At 33.6% G+C, this 25,393-nt stretch carries 13 protein-coding genes; 3 read left to right on the top strand and 10 right to left on the bottom strand.

The genetic code is table 11. The annotated features are described in order from the left end of the window. The first annotated feature begins 21 nt into the window (after window positions 1-21). Both BK054_RS17675 and BK054_RS17680 read left to right on the top strand, forming a co-directional pair. Window positions 22-717, top strand: coding sequence for an SIR2 family NAD-dependent protein deacylase (locus BK054_RS17675; protein ID WP_006258495.1), 696 nt, complete (start codon window positions 22-24; stop codon window positions 715-717). Window positions 718-776: 59 nt separating this feature from the next. Then, the gene (locus BK054_RS17680) at window positions 777-1,199 is read left to right on the top strand and encodes a hypothetical protein (protein ID WP_006265786.1); all 423 of its coding nucleotides are present in this window, start codon (window positions 777-779) and stop codon (window positions 1,197-1,199) included. A gap of 102 nt (window positions 1,200-1,301) precedes the next feature. On the opposite strand, the gene BK054_RS17685 is transcribed toward BK054_RS17680, so the two are convergent. From BK054_RS17685 to ccsA, 4 genes are all read right to left on the bottom strand, one after another. Continuing rightward, window positions 1,302-2,612, bottom strand: a complete 1,311-nt coding sequence (locus BK054_RS17685) for a hypothetical protein (RefSeq protein ID WP_006264187.1) — start codon at window positions 2,610-2,612, stop codon at window positions 1,302-1,304. Between the two features lie 18 nt (window positions 2,613-2,630). Continuing rightward, window positions 2,631-4,355: a hypothetical protein gene (locus BK054_RS17690; RefSeq protein ID WP_071307594.1), complete on the bottom strand. Its 1,725-nt coding sequence runs from the start codon at window positions 4,353-4,355 to the stop codon at window positions 2,631-2,633. 41 nt (window positions 4,356-4,396) lie between these two features. After that, the gene (locus BK054_RS17695; protein WP_071307595.1) at window positions 4,397-6,109 is read right to left on the bottom strand and encodes a hypothetical protein; all 1,713 of its coding nucleotides are present in this window, start codon (window positions 6,107-6,109) and stop codon (window positions 4,397-4,399) included. A gap of 549 nt (window positions 6,110-6,658) precedes the next feature. Continuing rightward, window positions 6,659-9,832, bottom strand: a complete 3,174-nt coding sequence (gene ccsA / locus BK054_RS17700; protein ID WP_006258501.1) for a cytochrome c biogenesis protein CcsA — start codon at window positions 9,830-9,832, stop codon at window positions 6,659-6,661. A gap of 209 nt (window positions 9,833-10,041) precedes the next feature. Between ccsA and BK054_RS17705 the strand changes: the two genes are divergently transcribed. Then, entirely contained in the window at window positions 10,042-11,241 is a 1,200-nt protein-coding gene (locus BK054_RS17705) for a pyridoxal phosphate-dependent aminotransferase (protein WP_006258502.1), read from the top strand. A gap of 632 nt (window positions 11,242-11,873) precedes the next feature. On the opposite strand, the gene BK054_RS17710 is transcribed toward BK054_RS17705, so the two are convergent. The 6 genes from BK054_RS17710 to BK054_RS17735 all read right to left on the bottom strand — a co-directional run bounded on the left by BK054_RS17710 (window position 11,874) and on the right by BK054_RS17735 (window position 25,146). After that, complete coding sequence (locus tag BK054_RS17710) at window positions 11,874-13,832, bottom strand: OmpA family protein (RefSeq protein ID WP_071307596.1); 1,959 nt, start codon at window positions 13,830-13,832, stop codon at window positions 11,874-11,876. A 15-nt stretch (window positions 13,833-13,847) separates the two neighbouring features. Further along, window positions 13,848-14,780 carry a type IX secretion system membrane protein PorP/SprF gene (locus tag BK054_RS17715; protein WP_006265791.1) on the bottom strand — a complete coding sequence of 311 codons (933 nt, stop codon included), beginning with the start codon at window positions 14,778-14,780 and terminating at the stop codon, window positions 13,848-13,850. Window positions 14,781-14,790: 10 nt separating this feature from the next. Then, window positions 14,791-16,038, bottom strand: coding sequence for a gliding motility-associated C-terminal domain-containing protein (locus tag BK054_RS17720; RefSeq protein ID WP_039330246.1), 1,248 nt, complete (start codon window positions 16,036-16,038; stop codon window positions 14,791-14,793). A gap of 23 nt (window positions 16,039-16,061) precedes the next feature. Next, complete coding sequence (locus tag BK054_RS17725) at window positions 16,062-16,679, bottom strand: hypothetical protein (RefSeq protein ID WP_039330248.1); 618 nt, start codon at window positions 16,677-16,679, stop codon at window positions 16,062-16,064. Between the two features lie 101 nt (window positions 16,680-16,780). Next, window positions 16,781-18,916 (bottom strand): hypothetical protein, encoded by a 2,136-nt coding sequence (locus BK054_RS17730; protein ID WP_039330250.1) that lies wholly within the window; start codon window positions 18,914-18,916, stop codon window positions 16,781-16,783. Between the two features lie 32 nt (window positions 18,917-18,948). Next, window positions 18,949-25,146, bottom strand: coding sequence for a DUF11 domain-containing protein (locus BK054_RS17735; RefSeq protein WP_071307597.1), 6,198 nt, complete (start codon window positions 25,144-25,146; stop codon window positions 18,949-18,951). Window positions 25,147-25,393: the final 247 nt, after the last annotated feature.

Genomic DNA, 25,393 nt, shown 5'->3' on the forward strand with positions numbered 1-25,393 from the left:
AATTGCAAAGGTAAGAATATTATGGAAAAAAAATTAGTCGTCCTTTCAGGCGCAGGAATGAGTGCTGAAAGTGGTATTAAAACATTCCGAGATGCTGATGGATTATGGGAAGGTCATGACGTTATGCAGGTAGCTTCACCTGAAGGGTGGCAACAAAACAAAGAACTAGTCTTGCAATTTTATAATGATCGCAGACGCCAACTATTAAGTTGTCAACCGAATAAAGCTCACAACATTCTAGCTCAATTAGAACAACACTACAATGTAAGTATCATCACTCAGAATGTAGATGATCTTCACGAGCGTGCAGGATCTAATAATATTATTCATTTACATGGAGAACTATTGAAAGTGCGTAGTGAACAGAATGAAAAACTAATATACCCTTGGACAAAAGATCTCTTAGCAAATGACTCTAATGAACTCGGTCATTCACTTAGACCACATATAGTTTGGTTTGGAGAAATGGTTCCTGAACTAGAGAAAGCTATTCCATTAGTAGAAGAAGCAGATATCATCATCATCATAGGAACCTCTATGCAAGTATATCCTGCAGCCTCACTAATATCTTATGCTAGATCAGATGCTCAAGCCTATTATATAGACACGAACCCAGCGTTAGTTCAGCATACACCTTGCTCACTAACCGTTATTAAAAATACTGCTTCAGAAGGGCTAAATTCGATACTAAATGAACTAATAAAAAAGACACAATAATTTGTTAGAATTAAAAAAGGTACTACTTTAGAGTTCTAAACAATTAACTAATCAATTTTATGAAAAAACTTTTTTTATTCCTTATTACCTCAATCTCTTTGAGCGTTGTAAGCTGTTCTAGTGATGACAATAGTAAGAATGACCCAAAACCTACAGGATACCCTGAGCAAATAAACAATGTTGATTTCTCAAATAAACAACCTGGGGATACAGCTATTTTAAAAGGAAAAGGTTTTGATGAAAGTAAAGCTGGAGAATACACAATCAATTTTACTAAAAAATTACCAAGTAAAAAAACAAATGCTGAAAAAGGAACTCGTGCATTAGAACCTGGAGCATCAGACACACCAACTCCTGCATATATTTTCAAAGTAACACCAACAGAAGTACACTTTGAAATCCCTAAAGATGCAGGTAATGGAAGAGTAGACTTCATCTATAAAAACTACATAACACCGATAGGTACTTACCAAGTTAAATAACATAAAAAAGGTCTCAAAAAATATTTTTGAGACCTTTTTTATTTAAAAGAGAAAGCCTTTAGACAATGTCTAGAGGCTTTTTACTACTCTTTGTTATAAGTTTTACTTTGTAAACTGAACAACTACCTTGTATGAACCAGCAGTAATTGGTGTATATAACCCTCCACTACCTAAAGAAAAATCTAGTAACCCTCTATCATACTTAATATCTGTAATACCTACAGTTATCAATTTTCCTTCTAAACTATACAATTTGATATCAAAAATGTTAAGTGCTTTAATACCTACTTCATCAGGAAATTCTACACCAACAACCTCAGCGTCTAGAGAGTTAACAGTTGCTGTGCTTGAAAACACATTAACTACTTTACCTTCATACTTAATATTTGTTTGTGTAATGGCACTACTAATATTATAACTAACAGCTTCTTTAAGTTCTTTTATAAAGTTTTCATTCTTTAATATTTCACGAAGCGTTTCTGTTATATTAATAATCTTTTTTTCTCTCTTACCTGTCGTATTATTGATTACATAAGAATATAAAACATCTTCAGTAACAGCATTTCCATCTTCATCATGATCACCATAAAATACATTACCTCCTTCTGTCAAAAACTTATTTACTGTTTCTTCAAAAATTTGTTGTACCTCTTGATTATTAGTAATGGTTTTCTTAACATCTCCAGTTATATCAAGATAAAAAGGAATTTGCTTTCCATCTTTATCTCTCTCTTCTCCTAAATATTCATAGAAAATCTGACCTTTCTTCAACTTCGTCTGGTCATAATTCAAAGATTTAACTAATTCTGGTTTTTGCCCATCAGCAATAACTTCTCCTCTATTAATTAAAGATTTTGTTTCTGCCTTTTGGATTACATTCGTTAAGTCAACAACCTCAGAACTAACAACGTTATCTTTATCATCTTTAACTAATGTATAAAATTGCTCTTTATCAAAATCATACAACACGACAGAAGTTCCTTTCAAAGATTCTCCAGGTTTAGTTTGATTAATAAGTTGATTAATGACCGCCCAAATTTCTTCTAGAGATTGATTACTATTGTTATCTCCAATTAGCTTTAAAATTTCACTTCGTGTTGTTAATCTATCCCAAGATGTACCAGACCACACATAAAACCCTTCAGATTTTCCAGCAAGATCTTTATCTTGTAAATTAGGATTAATATTAAATACAACTAATCCTTTAATCTTTAAGTCTCCTTTTTTTCCAATAACAGGATCTAATTCATTCAAATCTTTTAAATGAACTCTTGGAAAAAGCACCCCTCTATCCTTAGCGTGTATGTCTAAGACAGTACTCTCAGAAGGACTTAGTGTACCAACCCCTACTTGGGCATGTCCTATATAGGACATACCAAATAGAGCAGCACATGCTATTAAATACTTTCTCATAGTGCTTAACTTTTTTTATTATTGTTTTGTTGCCCCAAGATATTCAAAAACAACCTCATATTTATCATTAGGTAATGGATAATAACTGTTTCCAACACCAAAAGCAAATCTAAATTGATTATCACCAGGTGAAGTTACATCTGTAACTGTAGTGAATAATACTTGTCCATTTTTATCTAATACTGATGCTTTAAGTAATCTACCAAATTTATCAGCTTTATTCTCAACCCAAGAACCTTTCTTAGTTGCGTCATCTACTACAAATTTCATTGGTTTAGTAACTACATAAGTATTAGCAGCTAATTCAGAATCATAACCATCCGCATGGTTAACAAGTATCTCTGCAGTACCTTTATATACAGTATATCCATTGATAACTTCCCCAGTAGGTACATTAGTTTCTGTAGTCACTACAACTTTTGTTTTCTCATTGATTAACTCTGTTACTTTATCATTAGTTTTAATCGTTTCGATTATGTTTTCACTAATATCAATTGGTTTTTTTGTAAATGTTCCATCACCATTATCAATTAAATGATATAACACGAATTTACCATCACCTGTAGTGATTTCACCATAGTAAACATTACCTCCTTGAGTCAAATATCTATTTAACTCGTCTTTGATATCTTGATGATTAAATGAATTTTTAACCTCTTCTGTAATATTTAAATAATAATTTACAGGCTGCTGATTAGCATCTAATTCTTCAGATTTGTATTTAAATAGTATTTGACCTTCTTTAAGAGTTCCTAATGTAGCATCTGTATAAGTTCCCTCTTTTCCAGAAGCGTCAACAATCGTTTTCTGAATATTAGTTTTTGTTTCAAAAGTATTGAAATTCACTTCAGTTTTACCATTAGTTTTGTCAATATAGTATAACTTAACTTCATTATTAACTACTTCAGCAAAAACATTCCCTTCAGATTTAGTAATAAATTTATCAATAAACTTACGATTATCATTAAATACTTGTTCTAAGTTAGAACTTACAGTACCTACTACGTCGATTTTAAATCCTGAAGTAAAAGGAATCCCCTTAACTGGGTCATTAATATCTTTAATATCATTTCCAGCAATTAACCAGGCGTTAACTGCATCTTCATTGAAATAGTAATAAGCTTTTACTACTTCAACTTCAGTTTTACCAGTTTCATCATTTGGATCTTTTATTTTATGCATCTCTGCTTTCATAAAAGTTTTAGTCTCAGATAAGGCGATTAACTCAGCAAATGTAATTGCTTTTTGAGTATACCCTCCGTTACCATCAGGAACTAAATAAGAAAACTCTCCTTTACCATTTGCTCCTCCAGTAGGATTAAAAGCAACTAAATAACTTAGGTTAGCACCATCTACTATATTAGTTATCTTTTTTATTTCTGTATCAACATAATTCTTAACTTCATCTATTTTTTGATTTAATACAGATTCTGAAGTAATAAGTTCCCATTTACTTTCTGCAGGAGTCGTAGTATTATTAGTCCAATAATAGAATCCTTTTGCAGCAGTACCTTTTTCATTGTAAACTAACATACTTTCTTTTTTAGAATCACCATCTAAACCGAAAACAGTCACATCATTTAAAGCAATTCTAGGAATTAAAACCCCTTTTTTTTCAGCCACAACGTCTAGAATAGCACTTTTATCTACTCTTTTTGTATTGATACCTACTCCTGGTTTCTCTTGAGCAAAAGCACCTAAACATAATGCTAATGCTAATACTGTATATATTTGTTTTTTCATTATAATTTCTTATTAAAGTTATTTTTTTAAATTATTTAGGACTATTTAGTAGGTGTAAATTTCTCATCAGATATATATCTTAAGATCACATCATATTGTTTACCTGAAGCTAATGGAGCATACATTTTACCAACACCAAATCTAAACTCAACAGGTGTTTTACCTTGATCAGCACTACCTGCTTTAACATCTGTGACAGTTGTCAACACTACTTGTCCTTTATCATCTAAAATCTCAACGTTCAATAATCGACTAAATTTTTCTAATTTAATTGACTCACTAAATGTCGTATTATAATCAACTTTAGTTCCATCACTAGTTTCACCTTGTACAACAGATGCGCTTACAATAGTTTTAAATACTTTAAACCCACCGATAACTTCTCCTGTTTCTGTTGTTACATTGTTCTCAACGATTTCTTTTGTTTTTTCCTTGATTAACTCTGTTACTTTATCATTAGTTTTAATCGTTTCGATTATGTTTTCACTAATATCAATTGGTTTTTTTGTAAATGTTCCATCACCATTATCAATTAAATGATATAACACGAATTTACCATCACCTGTAGTAATTTCACCATAGTAAACATTACCTCCTTGAGTCAAATATTTATTTAACTCATCTTTGATATCTTGATGATTAAATGAATTTTTAACCTCTTCTGTAATATTTAAATAATAATTTACAGGCTGCTGATTAGCATCTAATTCTTCAGATTTGTATTTAAATAGTATTTGACCTTCTTTAAGAGTTCCTAATGTAGCATCTGTATAAGTTCCCTCTTTCCCAGAAGCGTCAACAATCGTTTTCTGAATATTAGTTTTTGTTTCTAAAGTATTGAAATTCACTTCAGTTTTACCATTAGTTTTGTCAATATAGTATAACTTAACTTCATTATTAACTACTTCAGCAAAAACATTTCCTTCAGATTTAGTAATAAATTTATCAATAAACTTACGATTATCATTAAATACTTGTTCTAAGTTAGAACTTACAGTACCTACTACGTCGATTTTAAATCCTGAAGTAAAAGGAATCCCCTTAACTGGGTCATTAATATCTTTAATATCATTTCCAGCAATTAACCAGGCGTTAACTGCATCTTCATTGAAATAGTAATAAGCTTTTACTACTTCAACTTCAGTTTTACCAGTTTCATCATTTGGATCTTTTATTTTATGCATCTCTGCTTTCATAAAAGTTTTAGTCTCAGATAAGGCGATTAACTCAGCAAATGTAATTGCTTTTTGAGTATACCCTCCGCTACCATCAGGAACTAAATAAGAAAACTCTCCTTTACCATTTGCTCCTCCAGTAGGATTAAAAGCAACTAAATAACTTAGGTTAGCACCATCTACTATATTAGTTATCTTTTTTATTTCTGTATCAACATAATTCTTAAGTTCATCTATTTTTTGATTTAATACAGATTCAGAAGTAATAAGTTCCCATTTACTTTCTGCAGGAGTCGTAGTATTATTAGTCCAATAATAGAATCCTTTTGCAGCAGTACCTTTATCATTAAAGACCAACATACTTTCAGTTTTAGAATCCCCTTCTAAACCAAATACTTTAACATCATTTAAAGCAATTCTAGGAATCAAGACCCCTTTCTTACTCGCAGCAATATCTAATATTGCACTTTTATTAGGTACTAATGCAGTACCAACCCCCATACCAATAGGATCAGGAGTCTGTGCATACATACCAGCTCCTAGAGCTAACAAAAACAGAGTAGTAATTTTCTTTTTCATGTTTAAAAAAATTTATTTAAAATATTTTACTAATTAATCTGAAGTGATCACATTTTCCCCAAATCGTTAATCAAATCATAACAACCTATATAGACAATAAGCTTTAACCTAAAATCTTAAACAGTTTGTACTACAAAGTTATAAAAAAAACGACTTAACAAACATCAAATGTTAAAATTTAATTATTACTCATACAATTTAACCTTATTTAAAAAATATACTACAACAAGAGCAGTTTTTGTATATATATTTAAATTTTACTCAAAAAAGATGTATATAAAACACAAAACAAAACTAAACATTTCAAAGATTTCACCTTTAAAAACTACATTAAATAGAAAATTATGTTTTTTAAGAAAAATAAATCACTAATTTTTCTAAAATAAAGAAACTAATCACAATATAGTTAATTACACCTATATAATATGTAATACATATCGTAGTTTCTCCATATAAATCATAATTCTACTCTTGAATCAGATATAAAAACAAAAAAAGCCCAGCTTCTAAAAGAAGCTGGGCTTTAGATTATATTCTACTTAGAGAATACTATTTCTTCAAGTACTTTTTATATTTAATATAAGAGAAGACACTTAATACTATCACAAATCCTAATGACCACCATACAGCAGTAGGTGTGATCACTTTATCTCCTGATGCGTAAGAGTGCAATCCACTTAAGTAGAAGTTAACACCGAAGTAAGTCATCATAATCGAGTAATACGCTACTACACTGAATACATTATATAACCATGTACCGCGCATAGCTGGCACTAATCTGGCATGGATCACAAAAGCATAGATCATAATACTAATTAATGCCCATGTCTCTTTAGGATCCCATCCCCAGTAGCGTCCCCAGCTCTCATTAGCCCATTGACCTCCTAAGAAGTTACCAATAGTTAATAGAACTAAACCTACCGTTAATGTCATCTCATTAATATAAGTCAACTCCTTAATATTAAGATCCATTTTCTTCTTATTCTTATCATTGGTAAGAATCATTAAGAATAGAGTCACTATTCCTAATATCATACCTAGCGTGAATGGACCATAACTACCTACGATAACTGCTACGTGGATAATCAGCCAATATGAATTCAATACTGGTTGTAAGTTACCAATCGCTGGATCCATAAAGTTTAGATGTGCTCCCCATAACACTATCGCAGCTACGAATGCTGTTGAAGCAATCGTTAACTCAGACTTACGCCCAAAAATCAACCCAAATAATGTAGTCGCCCATGCCACGTAGATAACTGACTCATACGCATCACTCCATGGAGCGTGCCCTGATACATACCATCTCACAGCTAATCCTAATGTATGGATACCGAATAATAAGACCGTAGCCCAGCTACCGATTTTAATCATTGTCTTATTAATACGTCTTGGTTTTAATATCTCTGATATAATGAAGATGAATAAGAACACAGCAGCTAACATATAGTAACTATATAGTGTCTTAAATATATCGTACTTATTATATTGGATTTCGAAATGAATCTTTTTCTCAGAAGGTATTACAGTTTTACCATAAGCATTCTGATACGTTTTAATACTCTGTAAGAACTCATCTGCCTTCGCATAGTCCCCTGATTGTTTTGCCTCAAATAACGCTGGTACATACATTCTAGGCAATATGCTCTTCGTGAATGTAGAATCCATTCCTTTAAGACCAGCCTCGTTTAATTCTAATGGAGATACCCATTTATCATTATCGTGACCAGGTATAGGGAATATCGTAAGGCTACGTGTAGTGAATGCTGCATTCAATAGAGCCATCTTAGAATCCAAATCTAAATAGTCTTTCTCAAACTGATTTTTAACAGCAGAGTGATTAGCATCTTCTACTACTTTTGCTAATCTATAATTACCATTTTCATCAAAGAAATCAATAAACGCCGCATACTTAGCACCTTTAGGCAGCTTTAATGCCTCTAGTATTTTATCATTCCCTCTAGGTAGTTTTATCAATTCTGCATAATACCAGTAGTTAGGTGCTCCTTGTAATTGTTGAGCTACTGTGAACTGAGTCATCGATAGAAACACCTGATCAGGATTTAATCCTTTATAGTTTTCTCCTTTATATACTTTACGCAATAATTCTGAAGCAAAAGTATTCACTGGTTTCATACGACCACCAAAGTCCTGAATAACCAATTCTCCGAATCTTGCTGCATGTTCTTTATCTACAGCAGTACTCTTGATCAGCGAATCTATCACTACCTGATTAGGACGTGTAGGTGTCTCGTGATTATGTTGTGCGAATGCTCCTACTGATAAGAACAAGAACAACATCGTAAGTATAGAAGCTTTCTTCTCTCTAACTTTATCTAATTTTCGTTTCAAATCACCAAATCTTGTATTCTTATCGAATAAGATTACTATTAATCCTACATATAGTAAGAAGTACCCTATATAAGTAATCCACGTTCCCCAGAAGTCATGGTTCACAGATAGGATAGTTCCTTTCTCATCTCTATCGAACTCTGCCTGGAAGAATCGGTATCCTTTATAATCTAGAATATTGTTCATATAGATACGTGCATCGAAGTTCTCTGCTCCGTCTAATACAGTCACCTGACTTTCGAATGAAGCATAGCTACTCTCTGTACCAGGATATTTCTCAGCGATGAATTTATTTAACTTGATTTGGAACGGTGTAGTATACACTTTACTACCATACATCATCGTAAACTCTAAGTCACCTAGTTTAAATGACTGAGGTTCTCCCATTCTTCCTGCTTTACCCATTAGCGTTACTTCCTCCTCTTTTCCTTGAGAACGAACAGTAAGAACTAAAGCATCCGTATTTCTTTTATTCTTAAAGTCACCATCAGACTCTAGAACCATCTTTCCTTTAATAGGCATTTCTGGAATAACGAACTGTGTTCCTGCCATATTATATAATGATCTAAAGTTCAGAGGAGCTTTTGTACCAGCTACTACATCACCTGTCGCCTGTGTTGCCATCACCATATACGTTCCTCCAAAAGGTGTATCTAAAAAGAACTCATCCCCTTCTTTTGTGATATTGATTGCTCCATCAGTAGGCTTATTCAATGAGAATAATACATTGTGGATACTCACAACTTTTCCTTCTTCTAAGAAATGTTCATGACGATCTCCATCACCAGACTCTACTAATTTTAAGAACATTTTTCCATTAGGATCTTCTGCTATTGCCTCAGTAGCTCCCATGATAAAATCTTTATACTCTATCTCGTAATCGATACCATTAAAGTCTTCTCTTACTTTAAAGTGATTATTCGTCACAGGAGAGAATAATATTGGTCTCTCATACGTACGTCTACGTTGTTCCCCTTCATACTCACCATCTGTCATAACAGTAAGGAAAGTTTTATCAGAAAAAATACTATCTGCCGTCTCCCCTTCTCTAATAGGCATCATTCCCTCGAAACTAATATAACGAGTAATGAAAGCTCCTAATAAAATTAAAATAAAAGCCGCATGCAGTAGTAATGTCGCCCACTTCTCCTTGCTCAGTAGTCTGTATTTCTTAATATTTCCTATAAAGTTAATCAAGAAAACAAACATAATAAACTCGAACCATTTAGTATTATATATTAAAATACGGGCAGTAGTTGTGTTATAACGATCTTCGATGAAGGTTCCTAGAGCTAATGCTACAGCATAAACTATAAAAAGAACCGCCATTAACCGTGTCGAAGAAAAAAAAGATATTATTTTTTTATCCATGAGTTGTTAATATGTTGTTTTAATAGTGCAACAAAAATAACCAAAAAGCCCAGTAATTCAGTATATTTAACTTAATATTTAGTAATCAATTTGTTGCAAATTTTTGCATAAAATAAGTTACATTTGCGATAGTAATATTCTAGAGGATTATTGATTTCTAATCCAATATTGATTTAGAGAGTTACTATGTTTATTTAAATTTCAAAACTATGCCAAAGATTTCAAACAAAGGGCTTCAAATGCCTGAATCACCTATCAGAAAATTAGTCCCTTTTGCAGAGGTAGCAAAGCAAAAAGGACACCATGTATACCACCTAAATATAGGACAACCTGATATTAAAACACCTGAAGGAGCTCTTAAAGCTGTAAAAGAAGCTAACTTCGAAGTATTAGAATATAGCCACTCTGCAGGAATCGAAAGTTATAGAATAAAGTTAGCTAAACACTATCAAGACCAAAATCTTAATGTAGATGTAGCAGATATTATCGTTACTACTGGTGGATCTGAAGCATTATTATTCGCTTTAGGAAGTACAATGGACCAAGGTGACGAAATCATCATCCCTGAGCCATTCTATGCTAACTATAATGGATTCTCTACTTCTAATGGAGTAAACATCGTACCTGTAATGTCTTCTATCAATGATGGATTTGCATTACCTGCTATATCAGAATTCGAAAAACTAATCACTCCTAAGACCAAAGCGATCTTAATCTGTAATCCTGGTAATCCTACTGGTTATTTATATTCAGAACAAGAGATGAAACAGTTAACAGATCTAGTGGTTAAACACGATCTATTCTTAATCGCTGATGAAGTATATAGAGAGTTCGCTTATGATGGATATAAGCATATCTCTGTGATGAGCATTCCAGAATTAGCGAATCACGCGATCATGATTGACTCTGTATCTAAGCGTTACAGCATGTGTGGTGCTCGTATAGGATGTATCGTTTCTAAAAACAAAGAGCTTATGGCTGCCGCAATGAAATTTGCTCAGGCGCGTCTATCTCCTCCTACTTTTGAACAAATCGCTGCTGAGGCTGCTCTAGATACTCCTAAATCTTACTTCGATGAAGTAATCACGGAGTACAAAGAGAGAAGAGATGTATTCATCACTGCGCTTCAACAGATAGAAGGTGTACAAGTGACTATGCCACATGGTTCTTTCTACTGTGTAGCTAAGTTCCCTATTAAAAATGCTGATAACTTCGCTAAATGGTTATTAGAAGAGTATGACCTAAATGGAGAGACTGTAATGATCGCTCCTGCTGCAGGATTCTACTCTACACCAGGTGTAGGACTAAACGAAGCTCGTATGGCTTATGTTCTTAAAAAAGAAGACTTAATCCGCTCAGCTGAGATCTTAAAACAAGCTCTTAAAGTATACCAAACAATAGAAAAGTAATCAATCTATTATCTATATGAAAACCACCTCTAAACAGGTGGTTTTTTGTTGAAATAGTATATGAGATAATCATCACCCTATCTTCGAATCCTATTTCATTCTGTTGTGAATAATTCTTATCTCTTTTTTTCATTTTTAATGAGTTAATGACGTACTTACCTAGTGTAAAAGACGTTTTATACCCTCTTTTTTTGATATTTATCCTTCATATCATCCATTTACACTTCTTTTTGAAAAAAAGTATAGTGTTTTTTTTTTCTTTAAAAAAAGTCTCTAAAAAACATAAACACCTAATTACAAACACATTAAATATAGAACACTTCAAAAATAGATAATACACGAATACCTCTCTATCCTAGTATATACAAGCCTTTATCTGAATTCCTTCAACACTTCTTCAACAATACGACAAGATTGCTCTAGTTTAAGCCTATTTTCTTGAAGAAGTCTTGAAGAGGTCTTGTAGCGGTATTGAAGGGAGAGTACTGAAGAATAGAATTACAAAACAACCTCACTCTAATAGGGCTATAGAATCACTCCTCTCTGTTCGTTCTATGACACTTGACTAAAAAAGTAAAAAGCCAGTCTGTCATCACAAACTGGCTTTTTAAAAATTACTAACCGAAACAGTGTTATTCTATATTCAGAATAATAAACTCACTTCTTCTATTTTCTTGATGCTCTTTAATAGTACATGGTACTTTATTAGCACATTTATTAACTAACTGTGATTCTCCATACCCTTTACCCGTGATACGATCTTCTTCTATTCCTTGTTTTACCATCCAAGCTATCGTTGATTTAGCTCTTCGGTCAGACAACTTCATATTATAAGCATCATTACCTCTACTATCTGTATGCGAACGCACATCTATCTTCAGTTTAGGATATATATTAAGCACCTCTACTACCTTCGCTAGCTCTACTGCTGCATCAGGGCGAATAGTCGCTTTATCAAAGTCAAAATAGATAGGATCTAACTTCAGTTTCTTAAATAAATCATCGTCTTTCTCTATTTTTTCAACTATAGGATCTAGTCCTATATCTACCGTCTTAGATACATTAAACTCTCTTCCTAATACCGTAGATACCTCTGCTGTCAAAAATTTATCTGCACTAGCCTTTAATCTAAACTTATAATTACAGTCTAAAGCTTCTGTGATATAATACCCCTGTGCATCTGTAGTGATCGTAGCTAGTTCTTTATACGCATTATCATATAATACTACTGTGGCATTCGCTATAGGTTCTTTTGTACTCGTATTGAACACCTTTCCTTCTATCTGCTGCTTACAGTCTACTACTTGAAAGAAATAAATATCATCACTTCCTACTCCTCCCTCACGATTAGAACTGATAAATCCTTTTCTGTTTTTATCATTGATATAGAATGCAAAGTCATCTGAAGGACTGTTAATAGGAGCTCCTACGCTCACTACCTTACCGAAGGTATTATCCACATTTAGCTTAGCCATATATACGTCTAACCCTCCTAGACCTGGACGTCCATCTGATGAGAAATATAGATAGTTATCCTTAGAGATAAAAGGGAATGTCTCACGCCCTTCTGTATTAATTCTAGCCCCTAAGTTCTCAGGTGTACCATAGCTTCCGTCTTCTTCTATAAAGACTCTATAGATATCAGACTCTCCTAGAGTACCACTTCTATCAGAAGCAAAGTATAACCATCTCTCGTCTGGGGATAAAGCAGGATGAGCAGTATTAAAATTATCTGAGTTAAATGGTAACTCTACAGCTTCTGTCCATACACCATCTTCGTCTAGAGTAGATTTATATAACTTCAGTAAGATGTAATAGTCTTCATTGTGAACTTTCTTTTTCTTCTTAAAGTTATTACTCGTGAAGTACATCGTCTTACCATCTTTAGTAAAGATAGCTGATGCTACATTGACCTTTGCATTTCCAAACTTATCCAAAGGTTCAGGCTCGCTAAAACTACCGTCTTTACTAATCACCGTACTGTATAGAGTAGTGAATGCTTCATTAGTCCACTTATGTACTCTACCTCCATGTTCTGTTTCTCTAGCAGAAGCAAAGACTAATTGGTCTCCTAGGATACTCGATCCATAGTCAGAATACACACTATTAATAGGCAATACTTTCAGATCATAACGCTGTATCATCGCGTTAATCTCCTTTAAGTAAGTATCCTTCTTTTCTTCGAATAATATACCTCTACTGTCGCTCTTCTCTAATTCAGCAAAGCGACTTACATACTCATCTGCCTTTTTATAATCCTCTATAGAACGCAGCGTCTGCGCATATCTATAGTAGTACTCTGATGGTAGTTTATGTCCTTCTTGTTCTGCAAAAATAAATAACTCTTCGTACCACTTATGAGCAGTCTTTAGCTCTCCTTTAAAGTAATAAGCATCTGCTAACTTAGTAAGTGTATTAACACTTTTGTACCCTTTATTTATAATTTTCTCATAGATTTCGATTGCATTGACATACTCATAGTAGTCAAAGCTCTTATCCGCTTTTTTCTCCTTACTAGTCTGAGCTACTGCCCCTACCGTTATTAAGAAAAAAGAGGCTATTGAGAAAAACTTAATAACCTTCTTTTTCATACTTTATAGTTTTCGTTAAAAGAATCTTGGTGTATTCATACGAGTGCGATTATTAAACAAATCGAATCTTAGGAATATCTCATGAGATCCAGAGTTATAATTCGCTAACTTAGTCGTATCAGCATCATAAGAATATCCTACGAATAAGTTATCATTCACTTGGAATCCTGCTAATGCACTAACTGATGCATCCCAACGATATGCTGCTCCTACAGTAAACTTGTCTATAATTAAGAAGTTAGCTGTCAGATCCATCTGTAATGGTGCCCCTGAAACTGCCTTCGCTAAGAAAGCTGGTTTAAACTTCAAACTAGGGTTTAGTTCAAACACATATCCTCCCATTAAGTAGAAGTGCGCTTTCTGACGCATCGTCGTCACCTCGTTATCATCGTAGCGATCTGTAGTCAAAAAGTTAGGTACAGACAATCCTAAATATGACTTCTCAGAATATAGATACAGACCTGCCCCTATATTAGGTGAGAATTGATTATCTATATTCGTCATCGCTACAGGGTCTTTTCCACTATAGATATTAAGACGAGTATAATCTACATTCAGTAAGTTAGCCGTAGCTTTTAAACCAAATGCTAATTTATAGTCTTGATTAACATCGATAGCATACGATAGGTCTACAGAGATATTATTCTCATCCATCGCTCCTATACGATCATTCATATAGTTCACCCCTAATCCTAATCCTGAATCTCCTAGAGGTGTACTCACCGACAGATTAGCTGTCTTAGGCGCTCCATCTAAACCAACCCACTGTGTACGGTAGTTACCGAAAATACTTAGGTTACCTCTAGTACCTGCATAAGCAGGGTTAATATTAGAGGTATTATACATATACTGTGTGTACTGTGGGTCTTGTTGTGCTTGCATTTGTTGTGCTCCTAACAAGGTTAACATACACACACTTATATTTCTTATTGTTCTATTAATTGTCATTCGTAAAATCTTAGTTGTTGTCTAAATGTAGATACCCTGATTTTCTAATTGTATGTGCTTCGCTAGCATTTCTGTATTCATAGCTAATCACATAATAATAAGTTCCTGTAGGTAGTTTCTCTCCAGAGTTAACTGTAACACGTCCATCAGAATACCCTCTGAATACGTTATTATTACTGTCATAATTAGAAGTCTCATAAACCTTCACTCCCCAACGGTTATAGATCTCAACTTTATTATTAGGGAAACGATTAATATTATCAATTAAGAAGAAATCATTCTCTCCATCTCCATTAGGCGTTACTAGATTATAGATCACTACGTCTCCATCTAATATCAAATCTGTATTCACAGTACCTAATGTAAAGAATCCGTATCCACGTACAGATGTAGGTGTAGTCACTGTCTTATTATCGACATCTACGATACCTCCCTCATCTACCCAAAGCTGATCCTTAGCATCCCAACGAAGAATGCGTAAGTTCTTCTCTGGAGTCTTTAATAACTCTGCTGGAGTAGTATCTGCATGCCAACCTAATGTCAAGATAACATCGCTCTTCGCATTAGAGTTACGGTCTACTAGCCAATACTCTCTTTCGTTTACTAACTCTACTATACCAGACTTATGCTTATGAGAAGTAAAGAAGTTCTTATCATCTAAATTATACCTCCCTACGAAAATGTCTTTTTCTTCTTTAGGCGCTGTAATCGTAGCGTTTCGATAATACTTCTTATCTCCAATAGGGAACACAAACTCGTTGTTTCCTTCCTTGTCTACAGTTCCTTGGATATAGCTATTATCACTTGCATTAACTGCCGTTGCGTCTTTTAAGAATGTAAATGACCCGTCTTTCTCATCTACATTGACAATACCGTCTTGGAAGTCTACTTTACCCTGTACTACCACATCATTAATAACATTAAATGCAATATTATCCGCTGTGTTATTTAGTACTACATTGTTAAACTTACTGATACTGTTACCTGATACAGTCTGTTGTTTATCACTTTTAAAAATAGTAGTTCCTTGTGCTAGTTTCCCTTTATAATCAAAGAAAGCACCGTTGTTTATAATATCATTATAGACATATAGCGTACCGTTATTTTTAAAGTCCGCCTCATCTGTATTCTCTAAGGCATAATGTGTAGACATTATCCCTTCTGGGCTTACATATAGCCCTCCCTTGTTTACTGTCTGTGCCATAGTAGCTATAGAGCACAAGCCAGAAACTACTAAGAGTGTTCTTTTCTTAACCATAGTGAATCACTTTTACTAGTTAGTTATTTTACCACGAATACGATATTCATGATAGAAGTAGGAGTACCATTACCAATAATCTTGTAAGTCATTACTCCATTATCATCTATAACGATATCTGAAAACACAGCAGAATCAAAGTCTGTAACATAGTAGTATAAATCACTAGCTGCTGGAAAATGAGGAATAACAGCAGGTGCGCTAGTACTCTTTACTGCATTTCCGCTCTGCATAGTGAACTGCTTTTTATACTCTTCGTATAGTTCTTTTGTACCATCTCCAAGAACACTCGTATCAAAAGTGATCGTAGGCATATAGAAGAACTTCACAGCTTTATTGTCTGTTGTTACCATCTGTTGCCATTTCGAACCATCGTTATAATAAAACCCCGGCACAACATCCGCTACAGTAGCTGTATTATACACCGTCATCCCGCTTACGTGAGCACTTAGAGGATTTGCTTTCGTAGTTTCAGTTAACGCAACACGAGGTAAAAGAAGACCTTTATTCTCTGCTTCTAATTCTAAGATAGCATTCGTGTTTACATCTGGGTTAGATTTACCAACAACACCGATCTTAGTCTGAGCAAAACCAGCTGTTGCAAGAAATGATATGGCTATACTTAAATATATTTTTTTCATAATGTGAGTTTGATTTAATAAAAGGGAGAGGCCGTTATTGTGAGTTGGCTTTAGCCTCTCCCTTTCTGAAAAGAATTAATTGTTGTTTGTTGTTTTTTAAATTATGGTTGAGTTGTAGGCTTTACCTCTTTACCTAGGTACTCTACTACAACTTCGTAAGTATCTTTTGGTAAAGCTGTATAGATATTTCCTACACCGATATTAAAGTCGATCTTAGTACCTGATACCACAACATCTTTTGTTGATTCTGTAACTACTACACCTGCTTTTAGTACTTTGATAGATAACACACCATTGATAGCGTTATCACCTGTAGCATTCTCTAATGTTACTCCTTCAGTTCTAGCAGATTCTCCATTTGCTTTAGTACTTCCTTTAGCTAATAATACTTGACGTCCATTATAGATATTCCCTGTGAATACGATATCTCCTTCGTTTGTGATATTATCTCCTAAAGCTTGTTTAATTACCTCTTTATAATCGTTGATAATCTTTAATAAAAATGAAGCTGGTAATTCAATAGGAGTCTTCACTTCTTTACCATTTACAATTTTCATTGTATAGAATACATTATCTGTAGCTGCATCATTATCATGATCACCGAAGTACACGTTACCACCTTGGTTTAAGATATTAGTCAATGCATTCTTCACTTCTTCATTGTTGTTAATAGAAGAGATAATATCTGCCGTCATATTGATGAATTGCTCCCCTTTATCTTCATTATTATACTTATAGAAGATTTCTCCTTTCTTAACATTATCTTGTACTGGTGCTACTACAGCTTCATAGATAGATAATGTCTTATCTGCTGTAGCTTCTGCTCTAAGGATATTAGTCTTAGTTTCTACTGAAGCAACAAGATCTGTTAGGTTGATAGTTTTGTACTCATTTGCAGTATTGTCCCAGTACTGTAGTACCCAATTTGGTTTTGTTGAATCAGTACTGATATTCTTATAGATAACATTACCTTCTGAGAACTGAGTGATGTACTGCAAGTACTCTTCTACAGATGTAAAGTTCATATCTTTTCCTCCTACTTGGATAGTGATATTTCCTTTAGTCGTTAAGATCTCTTCGATATTATTAATCACTCCACCTACTACATCTACAGGAATAGCTCCAGCTGGAACTGCAGTCCATTTAGTCACATCTAATTCTCCTCCTCCTACAATATATGCTTCTGATAAATAGTATTGTTTATTTTTATAAGTAACAATAGTAGTTTTAGACTCCGTTTCTGCTACTAAATCACGTAAAACAATAGTCTCATATTTTCCTGTAGCTTTATCATAGTATTGGAATACCCAGTTAGGGTTAGTAGTATCTCCTAAATTTTTATAGATTACATTACCATCAGCAGACTGAGAGATATACTGTAAATACTCTTCTACAGTTGTGAAAGTTTTATCTCCATCTTTTGTAGTTACAGTGATTGTAGTAGGTGCTTCTAAGATTTCTTTGAAGTTGTTTACTACAGTTCCTTTAACGTCAATCTTGATAGCTCCTTTTGTATTTCCATCTAACTTATCAAGTATATCTTTAATCTTAGCTGGATCGGTTTCTTTATCAATAGCTTCTACAATCGTTTTTTCGTTGAAATATACATAGCCAGTTGTTTTACCATTTGCGTCTTTGATGTCTTTAAAGAAAGTATTAGTTTCTACTCCTTGTACCATCTTAGTAATGTCAATCTGCTTAGTCGTATACTTTCCATTATCATAAGTCACATAGAACATTTCTTTAGTCTCAGGATTATAAACAATCGTAGTATGCTTTTCAGTAACTACTGGATTTCCTTTATCATCCTTATTATCAGGGTTAGACGGTAATATGTAGTTCACTACTGCTTGAAGATTCTTAACGTCACTTTCTAATTTAGTAGTGATATTCGTAATATTATCACCTAAATTCTTAATTACAGTATCTAACTCTTCTTTCCCTACTATTCTATTCCATTTAGCACCATCCCAGTAGTAAAAACCTGTAGGTACTTGATTCTTTACTTCTGTTTTATTAAATACTAATAAGCTAGTACTCTCAGCAACCTTACCAGCCATTTGGAATTCTGTTGTATTTTTTAATGCAACACGAGGAATCAAAATACCTTTATTTCCTGCCTTAGCTACGATGTCTAATTCTGCAGAAGTAGCAGGGTCCGGCGTACCGATCCCTACTTGTGCGTTTGCGAAATATGTTGTTCCTAATAATACCGCTAATAATGTGATTTTTTTCATATCTTTTTATATATAAATATTGTTGTTTCTAATTATTTGATTTTGTGTGTGATATTCAAGTTTGTCTTGACAGAACAATTCTTCACATTCACTTTAACTGGGATACGTGGCCCTAATGGACAACCACTTCTAACATTCTGAATCCAGATGGTTTGTTCACCTTGTGACAATCCTTTTAAGTAGAATTCGAACGGAGTTACTTCTGTTAATTGGTCTGATCCTGTTTCTGAAGTATATATCTCATATGTAGTACAAGCATCTATCATAGATAACTTTAACATCCCATAATTACATACATCAATGACTTCATCTTCTTTTACTCCTGTACCAATCGTAGGTACAATATTCACATCATAGATACGTGTAAAATCTCCTAATACTCCTACAACACTACCATAAGAGATTTTTACTCTGTCATATGGTTGTTCATCATATGGAGCAACAATAACTTTATGCTTATTACCATATCCTAAACCTAATAACTTAAGTCCTAATACGTCCAATCCTCCTTCTAATTTAGGCCCTACTTTTTTATCACCCAAATAACGTTGGATACTATATCCCTTAATCAATTCTAAACTTAAAATAGGGTTACCTGGAATCTCTGTAATGATATGTAATTCATCACCAGGCATAGCTTGTTGCTTAAATACAACAGTCAATGAAGCTTCATTTAATACTGCTACTCCACGAGATATTAATGCATAAGTATCAGGTTTATTATCAACCGCATTCCAAGGGTTAGTAACTGAGGCAGTAGCACTTGCTACACCTAAACCAAGATCTTGTACCCCATGAAGTACATCTAATACACCTGAGTTTATGTTAGTCGCTACAGGTGCACAACTAATATTACCTGATTTAGAATAATATACTCCATATACTTTTGAGATTTGAGCAAGACCTAATAAAGAACCTTGAGAAACTCTAACTCCCTTAAATGCTTTTGGTTTACCAGAAGAAGTAGGAACAAATGTATACTCGATCACATTATCTGCTGCTAATAAATCAAGTAGTCCACCTTGTACCGATTTTAACGTTCCAATAGGTTTGTCATTTTCATCTAATCCCTGTACAGATAATCCTCCAGCTAACATTAAACCACTGTATTGTTTTCCTAACTTAATAGTCACAGGTGTTCCTGCAGGCACTACTTCATCAAAATATATGTTTTGCCATGTAGTACCTATTCCTAATAAACCTAACCCTGTTACTATTTCAGAATAAGTAGTAGGATTACCATCTATTGCGTTGGTTTTATTCGCAATTCCCCCAGTTATTATAGATCCCCAAGTTGTCTTGTCCTTTGCATAAACTCTTTCTATCTGAGGAGGACAATTGTTAGAATCTAATACAGTGATAATAATATTCTCCGCTGTAGAACATCCATTTAAGTCTGCTACTACAGTGTAAGTATAAATACCAGGTACAGCAAAAGTGATTTCTGTTTCATTAAATAACTCACCTTTTTCGTTATACCATGTTAGTGTTCCATTCTTACTAGTCACTTTAGGTAACTTAATAGCGACATTTACTTTAGTGATAATTCTTTGATCACCTTCGATAGATAATTCAGCTGCTTCTTTTACCTTAACAGTGAAAGCGTCTGACTCTTGAGAATAGCAAATTCCATTAGAAACTATAACACTATAATCCCCTCCAGTATTAACTTCTATCGAATGGCCGAAACGAACTGGTTGTCCTTTTTCATCCTCAGCTTCGATTAATACACCATTAAGGAACCATTGATATTCAGTTGCTCCTTCTATAGTTGATAATGTAGTTAAAGTACCTTCACATATATCAGCTTGAGTACTTGACACAACAGGTTTCGCTGGACTTACTAAAGTTTTAACTTCTACTTCAGCTGGTGTTCCATTAAAACAATACCCAAGTCCCTCTACAGTCACATAAAACTTAGTAGTACTCGCTATAGTTGTTTTGACTTCCTGACCTACTAATGGCATATCTGATAAATCAGCATTCTTATACCATTTAAATATTGGGTTCTTTAAATCTTTAGGGGCTAGATTTGTTAATGCTGCTTTTAATACAAATTCTGTATACGCACATACATCTGCTACCTGTTCTACAACAATGCTATTTTCAAAAATATCGTTACAATTACTAGCTAACTCAAATACAACTTCTTTTGTTTTAATTGTATTATCTGGTAATGTATAGATAGAAATGACCTTATTTGAAATTTTATTTGTTGTAGGTAATCCGATTACTTTAGTTCTAACTACGTAAGTTTCTTTTTGACCTACATTTAACTGAGCGATAACATAACTAATAGTACTGTTCTGAATCACACCTGATCCTACCTCTACAATTTCTATTTCTGAACCTAGAACATTACCTAGAACATCGTTAAGTAAAACATTTCTTAATGCTTTATTCCCTTTATTCTCTACTGAGATAGTATATGTTATCTCATCACCAAGCTGTGCTTGATTACTAATCTTTCCATTACTTGATCCTACTTTAGATAATTCGATATCATAAAGAGGGTCAACAACTAATACAGTACCCGGTTTTTCGCTTGTATTTGGGGCTTTAGGGTCTTTATTGTCAATAGCTGGATAAGTATTTACTCCTTTATCTGTCTCATCAACTTTTACTACCGCAATATTTCTAATTTGAGAAATCCCTTCTAAATCTGTATTTACTCTAGCTTTAAAACTAAATGTAACTACACCATCTACTACTAAAACATCTTCTTTTTTGAATGTAACTACACCATTACTGTGAGTCCCACCAGAAGTCCATGTTAACCCAGCAGGTAATCTGTCTTCTATTAATAAAGTCGGTACATCAGCAGCACCTACATTTTTAACATGAATAATATACTCTACTTCTTCTCCACCAGTAACTTTTTGAACTGTTGAATCACCATTCACTTTATAAGACTTCCAACTAACAAGATCTTGATTTAAAGATTGACAGCTTCTTTCTACGCTGTATAAATTAATTGGAGGAAACACAGATACATTTAACACACTCTTAAGTCCGATAGATATACGATCGTACTCAACACCAGGTGTGTATGGTAAATTAACTATATCTCCTTTATTAATTAAGTCTAAAACATTAATACCATTAATTAAACCACTAGATAAATCAAGCGTATTAACTACTTTATCTCCTAAATATGCTTTAATCTCTAATCTACCTAACACATTAAGATCTACTCCTCCTGACTCTGTTCTAAATTTGATATTAGTAACATCATCTTTATCAGAAACTGAGTTAAAGAATACCCACTGTTTTACACTTCCTGCCACATTAAGCGTTCCTAAACTAATACGTGAATAGTTAGTCGTATTAGAGTCTATAGCACGCTCTGGATACTCAACACCTGCTCCAGATAAATCATTAACTGTTAAGGCTAATCCAGTAAAGTCAAATGATGTAGCAAAAGCATCAACACAAGAATCAGCATTACCTTCATAACACATATTATACACATTCATAGAAGTAGCTGGGGCTAATATGCCTAATAAACTCTCGTTTCTATCTGTGATCTTAACTGATTTATAATCTTTAGTCGGTGTTATAGCTAAATAAGTGCGTCCTAGCTTATCACTTACCACTCTTATTTCTCCATTTTTGAATGTTGTTGCTATACCTCTACTGTTACCTTCTAACACAACACCATTCTCATCTTTCACTTCTATTTCGAAAAAATGATCACCTAAAACAATATTATTTAATAGTCCACTTACAATGTTACCTAAACTACCTCCTAATAAACCTTTTAATATCCCCTTATCATAATCAAAACGAATATAAGAGGTCGTACCAGCCTTCACAATGTGGTCATAACCAACTTCAACAAAACCAGCTCTTTTATTTCCTCCTAATAAAATTCCCGCATCAGAGTTAATCGTCGCGAATGAATCAAAATTCCCATTAAAAATATTAGAGATATCATCTACATACTTACTTCCTAACAACTCAGTAGCACATATAGAAGAAACAAAAGGGCTTTCGGTCATTGGATCAATACATACATCATTAATACGTTTCACATTATACAAACGAATAGCAGGTGTTACTCCAAGATTAAGTAATGTAACTGTAGAAATCTCAACTCTGTCAAAAGCTTCTACACTTGTATCAAAAACTAAAGACTGAACTCCACCAGACTGCAATAGACCTAATAAATCAAGGTTATTTAATAATCCCTGTTTCAAAGTAAACTCTTGTTTCTTAGTACTACCTAAGTAAGTAGTCACTTTATAAGAACCTAATAAATCTAATGAAAGTACACTATTAGGGTTAAACTGTACTCTCACTTCTAATTTATCACCATTAGAAGATGGTTTAGGAAAGTAAATAACTTGTTTTACTCCTGTACCTACAGCTAGAGTACCAGAACTAATCTCTGAATAATTAGATGAATTACCACTTATAGCATGATAAGGATTCTTAACACCTGCTTCATTTAAACTAGCAATACTCAAATTTAACCCTGCTTGATTATATGAAGTAAACTGAGCAGGATAACATGGATCTGAACCAATCTCACGACACATATTATATACCTTTAACATACGTTGTTCTCCTGTTGGTAATCCTGTTACTTTATTGGTTATACGTATACTATTATATTCAGTTGTTGGTGTAACTGCTAAATAATAGCGACCTATCTTATCCTGTACTAGTGATACTACTCCATTAGTAGTTCCTTCAAAACCACTTATACTTGAGCTTTTCGATACAGATACACCATTACTAAAGGCTTCTACTTCAAAATAGTGATCTCCTAACAATAAACCTGCAACACCATCAACTAGCTTGCCTAAAGTTCCTCCTAATAAAGCTTCTAATACATCTTTATCAGAATCAATTCGAATATAGGAAGTTGTGTGCGCAGCTACTTTTTGGTTATATGCTAATTCTATCATTCCTGAAGAAGGTAAAGCAGACAATAAAGAACCATTATTAGCATATAAAGTAGCAAATGTTTCATTATTACCATCTATAGCATTTGTAACAAAATCAACATTTTTAAAATCCTTTAAAACTGTAGCACAAGCTGCTATATCAAAAGGAGATTCTGTCGGAGCAGGAACTATAATATTAGGATTAGGGCATTTAGCTGTATCAAAGCGTTCAATATCATAAATACGCAGTCCATCGCTTAACAACCCAACATTTAATGTATTGTTTGCTCTTAGTTCTATTCTGTCAAACGCTTTTCCCGGTGCAAATGTCAAAGTCTTTTTTCCAGGTGTCTTTAATAATCCTAAGAGATTTACACCATTAAGCAACCCTCCTTCTAGAGACTTAGTATATACTTCCTTATCTCCATTATATGCTCTTAATTCGATAGCGCTTAACAAATCTAAACTAAGTAATCCCTTTGGTGACTCTATGGTTAAATTAACAGTAGTAGCTTCATTAGAACTAGTAGGAAAATAAAAAAACTGAGAGATATACCCCCCAACTCCAACATTTACTGCACCATCCCTTTTTAACAAAGAATAAGTATTTTCTTTTCCATCTATAGCTTCATAGAATTTATTTTGTAATAAACCTCCTAATAAATCTATTTCAATACCTGCTGAATCAAATGAAGTTCCTATAGGTCTACTACAGCTCCCTCCATCTTCTTTTACATAATAAGTATCGTAAACATCTAATAACTTATCACCTGTTAAACCCAATAAAGCTGTACTACTATTACCTACAGTCATACGATCAAATGATTGATCTAACTGAAATGCAATCATGTACTCTCCATCCTTATCTTGGATTAATTTAGCCTGTTTAGTTCCAAAACCATCTACTGATTTTACTTCAAGAACTTTATTATTGCCATTATAAGCACTAACATCAAATCTGTGACTTCCTAACAATAGTTCATTCAAAAGGCCTGATAATAATTTACCTACTGAACCACCTAATAAACCATTAAGTAATTCATTGTTTTCCATCCCTATTTTTATATAGGTTTGTTTACCTTTTGGCACTGCATTAGGGAATTTGTACTCTAAGAATCCGCTCTTCTTACCTAGCATTAATGCACCTGGATGTGCATGTAGTGTACCTTTACTTGCCAAATTCCCATCAGTTGCATACCTAGGATTATCAACATTCTTATCACTTATAAGATCTGTTGCATAAATCTTAGTCTGCCCCAAGGACTGTACTAAAGGAACGAACAGGACGAGCAAAAGCAGTAACCTCTTCCATAGAGAAAAAGTAGTTTTTTGTTTCATTTGTTGTTTGTTAATTGTGTTTTATAAAATATTATTATGACCAGACTCCTATTGTGAGTTTAGAGCACAGATCATAATCATTACATTGAAGAGGATGTAAGATTAAAATTACGGGAGTAAAAACATCATACATGACTATTGTGAGTTATCATGTAATGTATTCCAGCTATTGTGAGTTGTGGAATAACAATTAAACGAAGAACTGAATTCGCGAAGAACAATTACTATCGAATAAAAGATTTACTTA

The organism is Myroides sp. ZB35 (assembly GCF_001865835.1).
In the GTDB taxonomy this organism is placed as follows: domain Bacteria; phylum Bacteroidota; class Bacteroidia; order Flavobacteriales; family Flavobacteriaceae; genus Flavobacterium; species Flavobacterium odoratimimum.

Bases quoted from the DNA above. Each gene is read 5' to 3' on its own strand.
- BK054_RS17675 (WP_006258495.1), top strand. From the start codon at position 22: ATGGAAAAAAAATTAGTCGTCCTTTCAGGCGCAGGAATGAGTGCTGAA.
- BK054_RS17680 (WP_006265786.1), top strand. From the start codon at position 777: ATGAAAAAACTTTTTTTATTCCTTATTACCTCAATCTCTTTGAGCGTT.
- BK054_RS17685 (WP_006264187.1), bottom strand. From the start codon at position 2,612: ATGAGAAAGTATTTAATAGCATGTGCTGCTCTATTTGGTATGTCCTAT.
- BK054_RS17690 (WP_071307594.1), bottom strand. From the start codon at position 4,355: ATGAAAAAACAAATATATACAGTATTAGCATTAGCATTATGTTTAGGT.
- BK054_RS17695 (WP_071307595.1), bottom strand. From the start codon at position 6,109: ATGAAAAAGAAAATTACTACTCTGTTTTTGTTAGCTCTAGGAGCTGGT.
- ccsA (WP_006258501.1), bottom strand. From the start codon at position 9,832: ATGGATAAAAAAATAATATCTTTTTTTTCTTCGACACGGTTAATGGCG.
- BK054_RS17705 (WP_006258502.1), top strand. From the start codon at position 10,042: ATGCCAAAGATTTCAAACAAAGGGCTTCAAATGCCTGAATCACCTATC.
- BK054_RS17710 (WP_071307596.1), bottom strand. From the start codon at position 13,832: ATGAAAAAGAAGGTTATTAAGTTTTTCTCAATAGCCTCTTTTTTCTTA.
- BK054_RS17715 (WP_006265791.1), bottom strand. From the start codon at position 14,780: ATGACAATTAATAGAACAATAAGAAATATAAGTGTGTGTATGTTAACC.
- BK054_RS17720 (WP_039330246.1), bottom strand. From the start codon at position 16,038: ATGGTTAAGAAAAGAACACTCTTAGTAGTTTCTGGCTTGTGCTCTATA.
- BK054_RS17725 (WP_039330248.1), bottom strand. From the start codon at position 16,679: ATGAAAAAAATATATTTAAGTATAGCCATATCATTTCTTGCAACAGCT.
- BK054_RS17730 (WP_039330250.1), bottom strand. From the start codon at position 18,916: ATGAAAAAAATCACATTATTAGCGGTATTATTAGGAACAACATATTTC.
- BK054_RS17735 (WP_071307597.1), bottom strand. From the start codon at position 25,146: ATGAAACAAAAAACTACTTTTTCTCTATGGAAGAGGTTACTGCTTTTG.